17 protein-coding genes and 1 pseudogene are annotated in these 15,167 nt (G+C 71.6%); 13 read left to right on the plus strand and 5 right to left on the minus strand.

What is annotated here, in order from left to right:
- Nucleotides 1–190 precede the first annotated feature (190 nt).
- From ACH4TL_RS32160 to ACH4TL_RS32210, 11 genes and pseudogenes are all read left to right on the plus strand, one after another.
- Nucleotides 191–943 (plus strand): cytochrome c biogenesis CcdA family protein, encoded by a 753-nt coding sequence (locus tag ACH4TL_RS32160; RefSeq protein WP_398325998.1) that lies wholly within the window; start codon nt 191–193, stop codon nt 941–943.
- 54 nt (nt 944–997) lie between these two features.
- Nucleotides 998–1,339, plus strand: a complete 342-nt coding sequence (locus tag ACH4TL_RS32165; RefSeq protein ID WP_398325811.1) for a PadR family transcriptional regulator — start codon at nt 998–1,000, stop codon at nt 1,337–1,339.
- A pseudogene (locus ACH4TL_RS32170) lies at nt 1,336–2,069 on the plus strand (hypothetical protein). The gene ACH4TL_RS32165 and the pseudogene ACH4TL_RS32170 overlap by 4 nt, the downstream one beginning before the upstream one ends.
- 15 nt (nt 2,070–2,084) lie before the next feature.
- Nucleotides 2,085–2,870, plus strand: a complete 786-nt coding sequence (locus ACH4TL_RS32175; RefSeq protein ID WP_398325814.1) for a phosphatase PAP2 family protein — start codon at nt 2,085–2,087, stop codon at nt 2,868–2,870.
- 130 nt (nt 2,871–3,000) lie between these two features.
- Nucleotides 3,001–3,918, plus strand: coding sequence for an L-threonate dehydrogenase (gene ltnD / locus ACH4TL_RS32180; RefSeq protein WP_398325817.1), 918 nt, complete (start codon nt 3,001–3,003; stop codon nt 3,916–3,918).
- A 1-nt stretch (nt 3,919) separates the two neighbouring features.
- Nucleotides 3,920–5,200, plus strand: a complete 1,281-nt coding sequence (otnK, locus tag ACH4TL_RS32185; protein WP_398325820.1) for a 3-oxo-tetronate kinase — start codon at nt 3,920–3,922, stop codon at nt 5,198–5,200.
- A complete protein-coding gene (locus ACH4TL_RS32190; protein ID WP_398325824.1) occupies nt 5,197–5,871 on the plus strand; it encodes an aldolase in 675 nt (224 codons plus the stop codon). Before otnK ends, ACH4TL_RS32190 begins: the two co-directional genes overlap by 4 nt.
- A gap of 58 nt (nt 5,872–5,929) precedes the next feature.
- Nucleotides 5,930–7,237 carry an MFS transporter gene (locus ACH4TL_RS32195; protein WP_398325827.1) on the plus strand — a complete coding sequence of 436 codons (1,308 nt, stop codon included), beginning with the start codon at nt 5,930–5,932 and terminating at the stop codon, nt 7,235–7,237.
- Between the two features lie 34 nt (nt 7,238–7,271).
- Nucleotides 7,272–8,063, plus strand: a complete 792-nt coding sequence (otnI, locus tag ACH4TL_RS32200) for a 2-oxo-tetronate isomerase (protein WP_398325830.1) — start codon at nt 7,272–7,274, stop codon at nt 8,061–8,063.
- Complete coding sequence (denD, locus tag ACH4TL_RS32205; RefSeq protein ID WP_398325834.1) at nt 8,060–9,103, plus strand: D-erythronate dehydrogenase; 1,044 nt, start codon at nt 8,060–8,062, stop codon at nt 9,101–9,103. Before otnI ends, denD begins: the two co-directional genes overlap by 4 nt.
- A gap of 5 nt (nt 9,104–9,108) precedes the next feature.
- Nucleotides 9,109–9,864: a FadR/GntR family transcriptional regulator gene (locus ACH4TL_RS32210; protein ID WP_398325837.1), complete on the plus strand. Its 756-nt coding sequence runs from the start codon at nt 9,109–9,111 to the stop codon at nt 9,862–9,864.
- Nucleotides 9,865–9,871: 7 nt separating this feature from the next.
- Here the strand turns inward: ACH4TL_RS32210 and ACH4TL_RS32215 are convergent, their stop codons facing one another.
- The 3 genes from ACH4TL_RS32215 to modA are packed head-to-tail and all read right to left on the minus strand — an operon-like array spanning nt 9,872 to nt 12,650.
- A complete protein-coding gene (locus ACH4TL_RS32215) occupies nt 9,872–10,969 on the minus strand; it encodes an ABC transporter ATP-binding protein (RefSeq protein WP_398325839.1) in 1,098 nt (365 codons plus the stop codon).
- On the minus strand, nt 10,966–11,802 hold the full coding sequence (gene modB / locus ACH4TL_RS32220) for a molybdate ABC transporter permease subunit (protein ID WP_398325842.1): 837 nt from the start codon (nt 11,800–11,802) through the stop codon (nt 10,966–10,968). Before modB ends, ACH4TL_RS32215 begins: the two co-directional genes overlap by 4 nt.
- A gap of 23 nt (nt 11,803–11,825) precedes the next feature.
- Nucleotides 11,826–12,650 carry a molybdate ABC transporter substrate-binding protein gene (gene modA / locus ACH4TL_RS32225; RefSeq protein WP_398325845.1) on the minus strand — a complete coding sequence of 275 codons (825 nt, stop codon included), beginning with the start codon at nt 12,648–12,650 and terminating at the stop codon, nt 11,826–11,828.
- Between the two features lie 190 nt (nt 12,651–12,840).
- Between modA and ACH4TL_RS32230 the strand changes: the two genes are divergently transcribed.
- Both ACH4TL_RS32230 and ACH4TL_RS32235 read left to right on the plus strand, forming a co-directional pair.
- Nucleotides 12,841–13,323: a molybdopterin-dependent oxidoreductase gene (locus tag ACH4TL_RS32230; protein WP_398325848.1), complete on the plus strand. Its 483-nt coding sequence runs from the start codon at nt 12,841–12,843 to the stop codon at nt 13,321–13,323.
- 26 nt (nt 13,324–13,349) lie between these two features.
- The gene (locus ACH4TL_RS32235) at nt 13,350–14,060 is read left to right on the plus strand and encodes a M24 family metallopeptidase (RefSeq protein WP_398325851.1); all 711 of its coding nucleotides are present in this window, start codon (nt 13,350–13,352) and stop codon (nt 14,058–14,060) included.
- Between the two features lie 44 nt (nt 14,061–14,104).
- Here the strand turns inward: ACH4TL_RS32235 and ACH4TL_RS32240 are convergent, their stop codons facing one another.
- Together ACH4TL_RS32240 and ACH4TL_RS32245 are read right to left on the minus strand one after the other, a co-directional pair.
- Nucleotides 14,105–14,500, minus strand: a complete 396-nt coding sequence (locus tag ACH4TL_RS32240) for a molybdopterin-binding protein (RefSeq protein ID WP_398325854.1) — start codon at nt 14,498–14,500, stop codon at nt 14,105–14,107.
- A 33-nt stretch (nt 14,501–14,533) separates the two neighbouring features.
- Nucleotides 14,534–15,151, minus strand: a complete 618-nt coding sequence (locus ACH4TL_RS32245; protein ID WP_398325857.1) for a TetR/AcrR family transcriptional regulator — start codon at nt 15,149–15,151, stop codon at nt 14,534–14,536.
- Nucleotides 15,152–15,167 lie beyond the last annotated feature (16 nt).

The raw sequence follows: 15,167 nt of genomic DNA on the forward strand, positions 1-15,167 counted from the left end.
GACCGACAGCCACCGATACGCGACCGACACGTGGCCTTCCCCCGAGGACCCTCCGGACTCCAAGGCCGCGACCATGCCGGTCACTTCGCGGTTGCCGGGCGTCGGTATCGTCTTCGTGCGCAGGCCGGTGTTCCGGAACCTTCACCGCATCGGCGTGCTGTCCCGCTACGCCCCGAAGGAGGGCCGAACGATGATCCTCGCGCTCGATCCGGGCCACACCGTGCTCACCGGATCGGTGCTGCTGGCCATCCCGGTCGCCGCGCTGGCGGGGCTGGTGTCCTTCTTCTCCCCGTGCGTTCTGCCCCTGGTGCCCGGCTACCTCTCCTACGTGACCGGCGTGACCGGGGCGGATCTCGCCGAGGCCCGTCGCGGCCGGATACTGGCCGGGACGGCGCTGTTCCTGAGCGGGTTCACCGCCGTGTTCGTCTCCTTCGGCGCCGCGTTCGGCTACGCGGGCAACACCCTGCTGGAACACCAGGACGTCCTCATCCGCGTCCTGGGCGGGCTGACCATCCTGATGGGCCTGTCCTTCATGGGGAAGCTCCCCGGGGTGCGCCGTGAGTGGCGTCTGCACCGCAAGCCCGTGGCGGGCCTGGCCGGGGCGCCGCTGCTGGGAGTGCTGTTCGGGCTGGGCTGGACGCCGTGCATCGGCCCCACGCTCGCGGCGGTCCAGGCGCTGGCGTTCAGCGAGGCCAGCGCCGGACGGGGAGCGCTGCTGACGGTCGCGTACTGCCTGGGCCTGGGCGTGCCGTTCCTGGTGGCAGGACTGGCGTTCCGCAAGGCCATGGGGATCTTCGCCTGGGTCAAGACCCATTACCAGTGGGTGATGCGCGCCGGTGGCGGCATGATGATCGCCACCGGGCTGCTGATGGTCACCGGCGTCTGGAGCCTGCTCATCAGCGAGATGCAGTCGTGGACGGCCGGGTACACCATCGGCATCTGAGCCAGCGGACTTCGGACCGCGGATATATTTCGGTGCTCGATATGTGCTCGACGCATGGCGCGTCAGAATCCGTCCCTGACGGAACCGCAGTACTTCATCCTCGCCGCGCTCATGGACGGCCCGTTGCACGGCTACGGCATCATCAAGGCCGCCGAGCAGGCCACCGACGGGCGGCTCCGGATCGCTGTCGGCACGCTCTACGGCGCGCTGGAGCGGATGGAGCGGGCCGGGCTGGTGGCCGCCGGCCATGAGGAGATCGTGGACGGGCGGGCGCGGCGCTACTACCGGCTCACCGAGGACGGCGGCGAGGTGCTCGGCCGGGAGGCGCTGCGGATGCAGCAGGCGGCGGCCGTCGTCATCGGGCGCCGGGGGGATGCCGGGGTGGCCCGGGCGTGAACCGTCTGCTGCTCGCGGCGTATCCCGAGTCCCATCGTGCCCGGCACGGAGACGAGTTGCTGGCCTGCCTGGCCGAGGCGTATCCCGGCCGTTCCTGGCCCCCGCCGCGGGAGATAGCCGCCCTGGTGCGCGCCGGGGTGCAGGCCCGTGCCCGGGCCGCCGTCGACGACCCGGCCCGGCCGTGGTGGCTGGACGGTGTCCATCTGGCCGCCCTCGCCCTCGCCGTGCTGGCGCTGGTGCCGTATGTGCAGGACGTATGGCACTGGGCGCTGCACATCGATCCCGGTCGGCATGCCATCGCCTTCCGCTTCGCGGGCTGGTATCCGTGGGCGCAAGGGCCCGGCACACAGACCCGGCTGCTGCCGTACGGGCTGCTTCCGCTGGTCTGCCTGGTCGCCCTGCTGCGCGGTAAGGCGTGGATCGCCCTGCCTGCCGCGGCGGCGATGGTCTGCGCCGGTGCCGCGTACGGCAGTTCCACGGTGCTCTTCGGCGACGAGGGAGTGCAGGGCCTGGGCTACTACGGTCTCGGCGCCCCGATCACGGCCCGTGACCTGGTGCTGTCGGGGACGCTGTGCACCGCGTGCGCCGTGCTGGCGGCCTGCCGTCCCGGTCGCCGAACTGGTTCATGAACTCCCTGCCGAGCCTGGTCGTGCTCCTCCTCCTGATCGCACCCCTCCCCGTCCTGGCGATCACCGCCCAGCGTCGGCAGAGCCGGGCGCTCCTCGAATAGGACCCAGAGATAGCGATGTTCCTTTACCTTTCGGGGCTCCTGGCGGTCTATCTGATCGCCGTCTGCACCCCGTTCGGGCAGCGCGCGGAGAACGCCCTGTTCAACGGGAACGGCGCCAAACCGGCCTGGATCTACGACTGGTCGGGGTCGGCGTACGATTCGTCGGCGCTGCCGCCGCTGGACGACACCGCCATGCCCACCCTGGTCGCGGGCATCGCCGTCATCGTGGCCGTCACGCTGGTGCGGCGGTGCTGGTGGCGCGGATGCGCGGCGATCGGGGTCGCCGTGGTCACGCTCGGGGGCACCGAGGCGCTCAGCAAGAAGCTCCTGCCCCGCCCCGATCTGGTGCACGCGCGCGTCTCGCTCACCGAGGCCAGCTTCCCCGGCGGACATGTGGCCATCCCCGCCGGGCTGGCACTCGGCGCCGTCCTCGTCGCTTCCCCGCGCGTCCGCCCCCAGGCCATCACGGTCGGCACGCTGTGGCTCGCCTTCACCGCCGCCGCCGTCCAGGCCACGTACCACCACCGTCCCAGCGACGTACTGGGTGCCACCCTGCTGGCCTGCGCCTGCTACGGCCTCGCGGCCCGGCTGCTGCCTCCCGCCGCCGCACCGGACGTCACGCCGCGTCCCCGTGCGCTGCCGCCCACCGCCCTGGCGCTCCCGGCGGCCGTCGCGCTCGCCGCCGGTGCGCGCGATGACTCCGTCGCGCGATCGCTGGTTTTCGCGGTAGCGGCCTTCTTGTGCGCGGCTCTGCTCTGGTACGCCGCGGCGGAGCGGCCCGTACGCACCGCGATGCGCTGACCAGAAATATGTGAGGGGCATCACAGTAGCGAGGGCCGCGTGATCAGGTCATCATATGACCTGATCACGCCGTCGGACGGGCACGACGAACCGGCGGCACGCCCCATACGCAGCACATATGAGGACGGGTATGAGCGACCAGGACAGGCGTGCGCGACCGCGCGTGGGTGTGGTGGGACTCGGGGCCATGGGGCTCGGGATGGCCCGCAGCCTGCGGAGGGCGGGCTACGAGGTGGGGGTCGTCGATCTGCGGCCGGAGGTGGCCGCGGGCTTCGCCCGCGACGGCGGGACCGCCTTCGCCTCGCCCGGCGAGCTGGCGGCCGCCGTCGACGTCATGGTCAGCGTGGTGGTCGACGCGGCGCAGGTCGAGTCGGTGCTGTTCGGCGCCGGAGGGGCCGCCGCCCGGCTCCGCCCGGGGGCCGTCTTCGTGATGTGCTCAACCGTCGACCCCGGCTGGTCCGCCGCGCTGGAGGGCCGCCTGGCCGAGCGGGGCGTGCTCTACCTGGACGCTCCGCTCTCCGGCGGTGCCGCGCGGGCGGCGACCGGTGAGCTGACCATGATGACGTCGGGCTCCGCAGCCGCCTACGCGGTCGCCGACCCCGTACTGGAGGCCATGAGCGGCACGGTCTACCGGCTGGGCGAGCGGGCCGGGATCGGCTCCAAGGTCAAGGTCATCAACCAGCTGCTCGCGGGCGTGCACATCGCCGCGGCCGCCGAGGCGATGGCCCTGGGGCTGAAGGCCGGGGTTCCGGCCGAGACGCTCTACGAGGTCATCACCCACAGCGCCGGGAACTCCTGGATGTTCGAGAACCGCATGGCGCATGTGCTCGCCGGTGACTACACCCCGCTCTCCGCGGTCGACATCTTCGTCAAGGACCTCGGTCTGGTGCTCGACTCCGCGCGGCCGGAGCGGTTCCCCCTCCCGCTGACCGCCACCGCCCACCAGATGTTCCTCCAGGCGTCCGCGTCCGGACTGGGCTCCGAGGACGACAGCGCGGTCATCAAGATCTTCCCGGGGATCGACCTGCCCGCGCCGGTGGAGGGCTGAGATGGGCATCCGACTCGGCTGCGTCGCCGACGACTTCACCGGCGCCACGGACCTCGCCAACAATCTGGTGCGCGCGGGCATGCGCGTGGTCCAGCTGATCGACGTACCGCCGGACGGCGCCGAACCGGCCGTGGACGCGGACGCCGTGGTCATCGCGCTCAAGTCGCGGACCGTACCGGCCGCCGACGCCGTCGAGGCGTCGCTCCGGGCCCTTGCCTGGCTGCGGTCCGCGGGCGCCGAACAGATCTACTTCAAGTACTGCTCCACCTTCGACTCGACACCGGCGGGCAACATCGGACCGGTCACCGAGGCCCTGATGGACGCGCTGGACACCGACTTCACGATCGCGACACCCGCGTTCCCCGACAACGGGCGCACGGTGTTCAAGGGCCATCTCTTCGTCGGCGATGTGCTGCTCAGCGCGAGCGGTATGCGCCACCACCCGCTGACGCCGATGACCGACCCCGATCTCGTCTCGGTCCTCGGCGCGCAGACCGCCCGACCGGTCGGCCTGATCGACCACAGGACCGTGGCCGACGGCGCCGAGGCCATCCGGGCCCGGGTCGAGGAGCTGCGGCGGCAGGGCACCGGGATCGCCATCGCCGACGCCGTCTCCAACGACGACCTGCTGCGCCTCGGCGCGGCGGTCCGCGGAATGCCCCTGGTGACCGCCGGTTCCGGGCTGGCCATCGGGCTGCCAGCGAACTGGGGGTTCGAGCCGTCGAGCGCCGCCGCGCAACTGCCGCCGCCCGGCGGCCACCGGGCCATCATCTCCGGATCGGTCTCCGCCGCCACCAACGAACAGGTCGCGGAGTTCCTGCGGGGCGGGCGCCCCGCGTTCCGGGTGGATCCGCTGCGCATCGCGGCCGGGGAGGACGTGGCGGGTGAGGCGCTGGCGTTCGGCGCGGCGCATCTCGCCGACGGACCCGTGCTGTTCTGCTCCACCGAGACCCCCGAGGCGGTCCGCACCGTCCACGACCGGCTCGGCGCCGCCGAGGCGGGGGAGCTGGTCGAACGGACCCTGGCCCGCGTCGCCGAGGGCCTCGTGGCGCGCGGTGTCCGCCAGATCGTGATCGCCGGAGGTGAGACCTCGGGCGCGGTCGTCCGGGCGCTCGGCATCACCGGACTCCGGATCGGACCGCAGATCGATCCCGGGGTGCCCTGGTGCGCGGCGGCGCTGCCCGGCGGGGACACGCTCCACATCGCCCTGAAGTCCGGCAACTTCGGTGGCCCCGGCTTCTTCACCGACTCATTCGCCCTGCTGGACCGGGAGGCCCGATGACCGAGCTCCGCGACACCGCCGTGGACGAGGCACGCGACGAGATCGTCCGGGTGGGCACGAGCCTGTTCGACCGGGGCTACGTCCACGCCAGCGCCGGGAACATCAGCGCCAAGGTGGGCGAAGGCCATCTGATCACGCCCACCGACGCCGCCCTGGGCTTCCTGGAGCGCGACCGCCTCGCGCTGGTCGACGCCCGGGGCGAGCAGCGCACGGGCGACCGCGCGAGCAAGACCCTGACGCTCCACCGGCGCATCTACGACGCCGACCCCACGGCCCGATTCGTCATCCACACCCACTCCACCCACCTGGTCGCGCTCACCCTGGCCGGGGTGTGGAGCCAGGACGACGTACTCCCGCCCCTCACGCCGTACTTCGTGATGAAGGTCGGGCACGTGCCGCTCATCCCGTACCACCGGCCCGGCGATCCGCGCGTGGCCGATCTGGTGACCGCCCGGATCACCGACCACGCGGCGCGGCGCACCCCGATCCGGGCCGTGCTGCTCGACCGGTTGGGCCCCGTGGTCTGGGGCCCCGACGCGGCCGCCGCCCTCGCCGTCCTCGAAGAGCTGGAGGAGACGGCACGCCTCTGGCTCCTGACCGATCGCCGGCCCGAACCGCTCACCGCCGACGCCATCGAGGAGCTGAGGTCCGCCTTCGGCGCCGCGTGGTGACCCGGCCGTCCCCACCGAGCCCCGCAGAGAATCCCCTGAGCCGCGTTAAGGATTCATCATGTCCCATCCCACAGCGGCGGCCGAGTCCCCCGGCCTCGTCCGTGAGAACGCCGTCTTCCGCAAGGTCGTACGGCGCATCGTCCCCTTTCTCATCCTCTGTTACGTCGTCTCCTACCTGGACCGGGTCAACGTCGGTTTCGCGAAGCTCCAGATGTCCGACGACCTCGGGTTCAGCGAGGCGGCGTACGGCCTCGGGGCCGGTCTGTTCTTCATCGGCTACTTCCTCCTGGAGGTGCCGTCGAACCTGATGCTGCAACGCGTCGGGGCCCGCAAGTGGATCGCCCGCATCATGATCAGCTGGGGTCTGGTCTCGGCGGCGTTCGTGTTCGTCACCGATGAGGCGACGTTCTATGTGCTCAGGTTTCTGCTCGGCGCCGCCGAGGCGGGGTTCTATCCGGGGGTGATCCTCTACTGCACCTACTGGTTCCCCTCGTACCGCCGGGCCCGGGTGATCGCGATGTTCATGTCGGCCATCCCGGTGGCGGGCATCTTCGGCAATCCGCTCTCGGGCTGGATCATGGACCGGTTCCAGGGGGTGGGCGGCTGGCAGGGCTGGCAGTGGATGTTCCTGCTGGAGGCGCTTCCCGCACTCGCCGTCGGCGTGGTCACGCTGTTCTACCTCGACGACGACGTACGGAGCGCGAAGTGGCTCACCGATGAGGAGAAGGCCGTCGTGGAGCGGGCGGTAGCCGACGACACCGCGCACCGGAGCGTGCACGGCCGTGTGTGGGACGCCTTCCGCGAGCCCAAGGTGTGGCTGATGTGCCTCATCTACTTCTGCTTCGTCATGGGCCAGTACGCCCTGACCTTCTGGATGCCCTCGTTCGTCGAGTCCACCGGCATCGAGGACAACCTCGCGATCGGGGTGCTCAGCGCCGTGCCGTACCTGGCCGCGCTCGTCGCGATGAACCTGTTCGGGCGGTCGGCGGACAAGCGGCGCGAGCGCCGCTGGCACCTGGTCGTCCCGAGCCTCATGGGCTCGGTCGGGTTCTCGCTGGCCGCCGTCTGGAGCGGATCGACCGCGCTGTCCCTCATCGCGCTGTCCGTCGCCGCGGCCGGGGTGCTGACCTGCGCTCCGCTGTTCTGGTCGCTGCCCACCGCGTTCCTCGGCGGCACCGCGGCCGCGGCCGGGCTCGCCATGATCAACTCGGTGGGCAACCTCGCCGGATTCGTGAGTCCGTACATGATCGGATCGCTCAAGGACGCCACCGGCTCGGCGTCGATCCCCATGTACGTCCTGGCACTCAGCCTCGTCGTGGGCGCCGCCGCGGTGCTCACCACCAAGAGGCAGGTCGTCAACCGCTGACCGGGAAGGACCCGGCCCGTACACAGGAGCCAGCATGCCGAGGTTCGCCGCGAACCTGTCCATGATGTACCCCGAACACGACTTCCTCGACCGCTTCGCCGCCGCGTCGGCGGACGGCTTCGAGGCCGTCGAATACCTCTTCCCCTACGCGTACGACGCCACCGCGCTGCGCCGCCGCCTGGACGACCACGGCCTGCGGCAGGTGCTCTTCAACGCACCGCCCGGTGCGTGGGATGCCGGGGAGCGCGGGACCGCGGCGCTGCCGGGACGCGAGGCGGAGACGCGCTCCGGGATCGACCGGGCCCTGGAGTACGCCGCGGAACTTGGCTGCCCCCGGGTGCATGTGATGGCCGGGCTGGTGGGGCCGACCGATCCGGCCGGGCACCGCGAAACCTATCTGGCCAACCTCGCCTGGGCCGCGGAACGGGCCGCCGCGGCCGGTGTCGACATCCTGATCGAGCCGATCAACGGACGCGACATGCCCGGCTACTTCCTGAACCGCCAGGCCGAAGCGCACGCCGCGGTACGGGACGTGGCGGCCGCGAACCTCAAGGTGCAGCTCGACCTCTACCACTGCCAGATCGTCGAAGGCGACCTCACCACGACCCTGCGCCGCGACCTGCCGACCGGCCGGGTCGGCCATCTCCAGATCGCGGGCGTGCCCGACCGCCATGAGCCCGACCGGGGTGAGCTCGATATCCGCCACCTCTTCGGCGTCGTCGACGGACTGGGCTTCGACGGGTGGATCGGCTGTGAGTACATCCCCGCGGCCGGTACGAGCGACGGGCTCGGCTGGCTCGACCACTACCGAGGAGGAAACGCATGAGGATCGTCATCACGGGTGGCTTCGGCTTTCTGGGACGACAGGTCGCGGACGCCCTGCTCACGACGCGGACGTTCCGGGGCGTACCGATCGAACGGCTGGTGCTCGCCGACCGCGTCGTGCCATCCGGTTTCCCAACCGCCGACCCCCTCGTGGACATCGTGCGGGGCGACCTGACCGACCGGCTCGATGAGATCTTCGCGCGGCCGGTCGATGTGCTGATCCACCTCGCCTCCGCGGTGTCGGCCGAATGCGAGGCCGACTTCGATCTCGGCATGAGCGCCAACGTGGACACGACCCGGGCACTGCTCGAAGCCGCCAGGGCCCAGTCGGCCGCGGGCGGCCCGACGCCGCTGGTGCTGTTCTCCAGCAGCGTCGCCGTCTACGGTTCCGACCCCGCCCTGCCGCTGCCCCCGGTGGTCAGCGAGGCGACCCTGCCCACGCCACGGTCGAGCTACGGGGTGCAGAAACTCGTCTGCGAGCAGCTGATCGCCGAGTACACGCGCCGCGGATTCGTCGACGGACGCGTCGCCCGCCTGATGACCGTGTCCGTACGGCCGGGCAAGCCGAACGCGGCCGCCTCCGGCTTCCTGTCCGGCATCATCCGGGAACCGCTCGCGGGCCTCCCGGCGACCTGCCCGGTCCGCCCCGAGCTGAGGGTGGCCCTGGCCTCGCCACGGCGCGCCGTCGAAGGAATCCTGCGCGTCGCGGAGGCCGAGCGCGGCGCCGGTCCTGGGCGGCTCGACGGCGGGGTGCCGGTCAACCTTCCGGCGCTCACGGTCTCGGTCGCCGACATGCTGACCACGCTGCGCCGGGTGGCCGGGGACGCCGTCGCCGACCTGGTGACGATCGCGCCCGATCCCGGTGTCGAGGCCATCGTGGGCTCGTGGCCCGCCGCCTTCGACAACGCGCGCGCCGCCGCGCTCGGTCTGGAGCCCGACCCGGACTTCGCGTCGGTGGTGCGTCAGTACGCCGCCGATCACGCCGACGCGGTCGTGCCCGGCGCATCCAGGCGGCCGGAGCCGCCCGTGCCGATAGACTGAAGACCATGTTTTCCAAGGTGAGCGGTCCCCTACGGCTCGCGGACCGGGTCGCCGCCATGCTCTCGGAGGAGATCGAGTCCGGGCGGCTGGCCGAGGGCGACAAGCTGCCGACCGAGGTGGAGCTGGTCAAGCAGCTCGGCGTCAGCCGCACCGTCGTGCGCGAGGCCGTCTCCCGGCTGCGCAGCGCGGGCCTGGTCGAGCCGCGCCAGGGGCGCGGCGTGTTCGTCATGCCCCGGCGCATACGGCCGCTCGACCTCGAGGCCGAGACCGCCCAGGACACGGAGTCCAAGGTGCGGCTGATCGTGGAGGTGCGCCGCCCCATCGAGGGCGAGGCGGCGTACCTCGCGGCCACCCGCGCCACCGCGGCCGACCTCACCCGGATGCGTCAGGCGCTGGAGGCCATCGACACCGCGGTCGCGGCCGGTGGCGACGGTGTGGAGGAGGATCTCGCCTTCCACCGGTCCATCGCCGAATCGACCGGGAACGCGGTGATGGTCTCGACGGTGCGCTACCTCGGCGAGGTGCTGCGCAGCGGAATCCGGGTCACGCGCGCGAACGAGGCGCGCAGCAGCGACTTCCTCGAAGCCGTCCGGCAGGAGCACCACTCCATACTGGCCGCCGTCGAGGCCCGCGACGCCGAGGCCGCACGCGACGCGGCGCTCCTCCACCTGAAGCACGCCGCGTCCCGGCTGCACGAAGCGGACGCGGGATTCTGGACCGAGACCGACAACCTCGAAGTGGATCTCGACGCCGCACCGTGACGGGTGGTCAGGCGGGGTACGCGTGCGTCTGCGTCGCCTTGACCGTCGCCCATACCGTGGCCCCCGGCTGGAGTCCGAGTTCGGCCGCGGCGACCGTGGTGAGGTCAGCGGCGAGGCGCAGCTCACCGCTGAGGTCGGCGCGGACCTGGTCGCCGTTGGTCTCCAGACCGGTGACCTCGCAGCGCCAGAGGTTGCGGGCGCTGGAGCCGGTGGGGCGGTCGCGGTGCAGGGTCACCGCGCTCGGCGGGAACGCGACGAAGACCGGGCCCGTCAGCTCCTCCGCGGTCGTGATTCCGGGCCCTCCGTCGATGCGCACCGTGTGGCCTTCGGCCGCTCCCCGGTAGAGGTTGAGGCCGACCAGATGGGCGATGTAGTCCGTACGCGGGCGGCGGGCGATGTCGGGCGGGGCGCCCTCCTGGACGATGCGGCCGTCCTCGATGACGACCAGGTGGTCGGCCAGCACCATGGCGTCCAGCGGGTCGTGGGTGACCAGCACGGCGACCGCCTCGAACTCGGCCAGGTGGCGGCGGAGCCGGGCGCGGACGTCGAGCCGGGTGCGGGCGTCGAGGGCGGCGAGGGGTTCGTCGAGGAGCAGCAGCCGGGGGTGGGTGGCCAGGGCGCGGGCGAGGGCGACGCGCTGGGCCTGGCCGCCGGAGAGGTGGCGCGGTTTGGCCCCGGCGCGGTCGGCGAGGCCCATGTGGTCCAGCCACTCGGCGGCCTGGGCGCGGGCCTCCGCCTTGGAGGCGCCGTGGCAGCGGGGCCCGAAGGCCACGTTGTCGAGCGCGGAGAGGTGGGGGAAGAGCAGATAGTCCTGGAAGACCACGCCGACCGGGCGGGACTCCGGGGGCGTGTGGTCCAGCAGCGCGCCGTCGAGCCGGAGGTGGCCGCCGCTGAGCGGGACGAGTCCGGCGAGCGCGCGCAGCGCCGTGGTCTTCCCCGCGCCGTTGGGACCGAGGAGCGCGACGACGTCACCGGGCGCGGCGGTCAGGGCCACGTCGAGGCGGAACGCCCCGCGCTCGACCACGAGCCGGGCGTCGAGCCCCGCGCCACTCGGGCCAGCGGCATGCGGAGTGGGCGTCGTCGTCTTCTTCTCGGTGTCACTCATGAGGTGGTCATCCAGCGGTCACGGAGCCCGGCCAGGACCGCGATGGACACGGCCAGCAGGACCAGACTGAGGGCGATGGCCGCGTCCGGGTCGTTCTGGAGGGCGAGGTAGACGGCGAGCGGCATGGTCTGGGTACGTCCCGGAAAGTTGCCCGCGAACGTGATCGTCGCGCCGAACTCGCCCAGCGCCCGCGCCCAGGCGAGCACGGCGCCCGCCGCGATCCCGGGGGCGATGAGCGGGAGCGTGACCCGGCGGAAGGCGGTGAAGCGGGAGGCGCCCAGGGTGGTGGCGGCCTCCTCGTAGCGGGGGTCGGCGGCGCGCAGAGTGCCCTCGACGCTGATGACCAGGAACGGCATCGCCACGAACGCCTCGGCCACCACGACGCCCGTGGTGGTGAACGGCAGCGTGATGCCGAACCAGGAGTCCAGCCACTGCCCGACGATCCCGTTGCGGCCGAGCGCCATCAGCAGGGCCACGCCGCCCACCACCGGCGGCAGGACGAGCGGCAGCGTCACCAGGGCCCGCACCAGGCCGCGCCCGGGGAACTCGACCCGGGCCAGCAGCCAGGCGAGCGGCACACCGATGACCAGGCTCACCGCGGTCGCGGCCGTGGCGCAGACCAGGGAGAGCCGGAGCGCCTGCCAGACCTCGGCGCTGGTCAGCAGGTCGGGGAGGCTGCGCCAGGGGGCCCTTACGAGGAGGGCGACGAGTGGGACGAACAGGAACGCCAGGCCGATCAGCGCGGGCACCAGGAGCGGCAGCGGGGCACCCCGGCGGACGCGGCCGCGCCCACGAACGCGGCCGCGCCGCGGAGCACCCTCAAGACTCTCCACGGTCCTTGCCTTGTCCTGCGACGTCACGGCTTGAGGAACCCGGCCTTGCCGAGGACCTTCTGGCCCTCGGGGGACCGCACCAGCGCGATGAACGCCTTGGCCGCTGCGGCGTTGGGGGCGTTCTTCAGCTGGGCGATCGGGTAGTCGTTGATGGCCTTCTGGGACTCGGGGAATTCCACGCCCTCCACCTTGTCACCCGCCGCCTTCACATCGGTCTTGTAGACGACGGCCGCGTCGGCCTCCTTGAGCTGGACCTTGTTCAGGGCGCTCTTGACGTCCTGCTCGTAGGAGACCGGAGTGAGCTTGAGCTTGCTGGCGTCGAGGGCCTTCTGGGCGGCGGAGCCGCACGGGACCGTCTTGTCGCACAGCACCACCTTCAGCCCGGACTTGGTGAGGTCCTTGAGGGAGGAGACCTTGTCGGGATTGCCCGGCAGGGTGGCGATCTCCAGCTGGTTGCGCACGAAGGTGGCGGGCTCGCCGGACGCGTCGCCCTTGTCCGTGACGATCTTCATCGTCTTGGGGCTGGCGGCGGCGAACACATCGGCCGGGGCGCCGCCGGTGATGCTCGCGGCGAGGGCGTCGCTGCCCCCGAAGCTGAAATTCACCTTCGCGCCCGGGTGCTGCTTCTCGAAGGTCTGCTTCAGCTCGGTGAAGCTCTCCTTCAGCGACGCGGCCGCGAAGACGGTCACCGTGCCGGACACCTTGTCCGAGGCGGAACCGGACGAGTCCGACTTCTTCGACGAGGAGTCGTCGGACGACGAGCAGGCGCTCAGGGCCAGCAGAGCGGCGGCGCCCGCGGCTGCCACTCGCAGGGTCCGGCGGGTCCGGTGCGCGGAACGGGTCTTCACGGGTCCACTCCCTCTGGTCCTGACGGACACATTTACGGTCTCTCGGCGACCGCGTTGATCATACTGTCGCAGATGCCAGGGCATACCATGCCGTACCTTCGCATGAGCTGGATCTTCGGGCCAAGAGCTTGGCATGTGCGTTTGCGCGGGGTGGGCGTTCGGGTACGGGTCGTCCAGGAGGTGGTAGCCCGTGAGCCAGATCCTCGCCGCTGCCGGTACGGCCGTCGGCCCGGTGGCGGAACTCGTCCTCACCGGCGATCTGTCCCGCCCGGTCCGGATGACAGTGTCCGAGCTGCTCGCCTGGCCCCAGCACGAGGTGCGGGTCAGTTTCGAGTGCGCCACCAGCGGCATCCGGCGTCATCTGTTCACCGGACCGCTCCTGCACGACGTCCTGCTCTCCGCGGGACCCGTCTTCGACCCGGCCAAGCGCAAGGACCGGCTGCGCTTCCTGATCGCCGTGCGCGGCGCTGACGGCCACCACACGATGCTGTCCTGGGCCGAGATCGACCCGGACTTCGGCCGGGCCCCCGTCCTGCTCGCGGTCACCATCGACGACACCACGCTCGACCGCGCGGGCCCCCAGCTCGTCCTGCCCCAGGACCGCTGCGGCGCCCGGCACATCAGCGGCATCGACGCGATCCGGGTGGACGGCGGCTACACCGCGTGGACCTGAATGATCTAGGTGTTACGTTCGACCGCATGGCGGATGCACATGCGGATGCACATGACGAACCCACACGCGCGGCGCGCCTGTTGGAGGCGCAGGCGAAGGCCGAGCGGCTCTTCGCGGAGATCGAGGAGCGCGGCCTGGTGGCGCCGGGCGAGGGGGAGCGGGCGGTCAGCGACCGGATCCGGGACCTGGCGAACGAGCTGTTCGGCACGGTCCGGCACTGGCACAAGCGGGTCGTGCGATCCGGGCAGAACACGCTCCTGCCCTACCGGGAGAATCCGCCGGACCGGGTGATCGGTGCGGACGACATCGTGTTCGCCGACTTCGGGCCGATCTTCGAGGAGTACGAGGCCGACTTCGGCCGGACCTTCGTGTTCGGGGACGACCCGGTCAAGCACCGGCTGCGCGACGACCTGCCGAAGGTCTTCGCCGCGGGGAGGCGCTTCTTCGACGCCGACCCGGACATCACCGGGGACCGGCTGCACGCCGAGGTCGCCCGCGTGGCCGCGGAAGCCGGGTGGGAGCTGGGCGGCTGGCACGCCGGTCACCTGGTCGGCGAGTTCCCGCACGAGATGATCGACGGCGCGGACCTGGAGTCGTACATCACGCCCGCCAATCACACCCCGATGCGCCGCACCGACAAGGCCGGACGCCGCTGCCACTGGATCCTGGAGGTCCATCTCGTCGACCGCGAGCGGGGGTTCGGCGGCTTCTACGAGGCACTTCTCAGCCTCGGCTGACCCGCGCGATCCCCCTGCCGAGGCCGCCGAGGCCACCGCCGTGCTCAGCCGCGGTCGATGTGCACGTTCGTCGACTTCACCCGGGCGGTGGCCTCCACACCGACCGCCAGCCCCAGCTCCTCCACGGCCTCGCGCGTGAGCAGGGACACCAGCCGGTGCGGCCCGGCCTGGATCTCCACCTGGGCGGCGACATCGCCGAGCTTGATGGCCGTCACGATGCCGGGGAAGGCGTTGCGGACCGAGGTGCGGGAGACGTCCTCCTCACCGCCCCCGCTCTTGGCCAGCTCCACGGAGAACGCGGCCAGGTCCTTCCCCTCGATGAGCCGCCGCCCGCCCTCGTCGCGATGGGTGGCCACCCGGCCCGCGTCCGCCCAGCGCCGAGCGGTGTCCGGACTCACGCCGAGCAACCGTGCGGCCTGGCCGATCGTGTATGACTGCATGCACGCCAAGATACTTCCGCGGCCTGGCCGTGCTCACGCTGTGATCGTCGGCTGACCCAGCAGATCCTCCAGCGAGGCGGTCATCCTGGCCGCGAGGTCGCGTCGGGGGTCTATGAGCCACTGGAGTTGGAGCCCGTCCCACAGAGCGACCAGGGACTCCGCGATCTCGTGGTGATCCCTGCTGTTGGAGATGCGGCCCGCGTCCTGGTCCCGCCGGATGGCGATCGCGACGGCCGCGACGACCTTCTCGTACCTGTCGCGGAACCACTGGTGCGCGGGATGGTCCGGCGCTGAGGACTCCGCCGCCATGAGGGCGAGCAGCCGCAGCATCTCGTGCCGGTCGAGGTTGCGGCGAACGTACTGGAGGACGGCGTACGCCACGCCCTTCTCCCGGCTGTCCGAGTCGAAGGAGTCGCCGCTCGCGTGGTCGGCGTTCTCCAGGACGGCCACCAGGAGCGCGCTCTTGCTGGGGAAGTGGTGCACGACGCTGGTCAGGCTGAGATCGAGTTGCTTCGCGATCTCCCGCAGGGACCCGCCCCGGTAGCCGCGCGCCGAGAAGACGGACGTGGCGGAGCTGATGATCTCGGCTCGGCGCCGCGCGCTCTTGGCGTAGGGGCCCCGCCGGGCGACGGGGCGGATCTCTTCGGTCATGGCACCAACCCTATGG

Origin of the sequence: Streptomyces sp. NPDC021115 (assembly GCF_044333065.1) — a bacterium.
Lineage (GTDB): Bacteria > Actinomycetota > Actinomycetes > Streptomycetales > Streptomycetaceae > Streptomyces.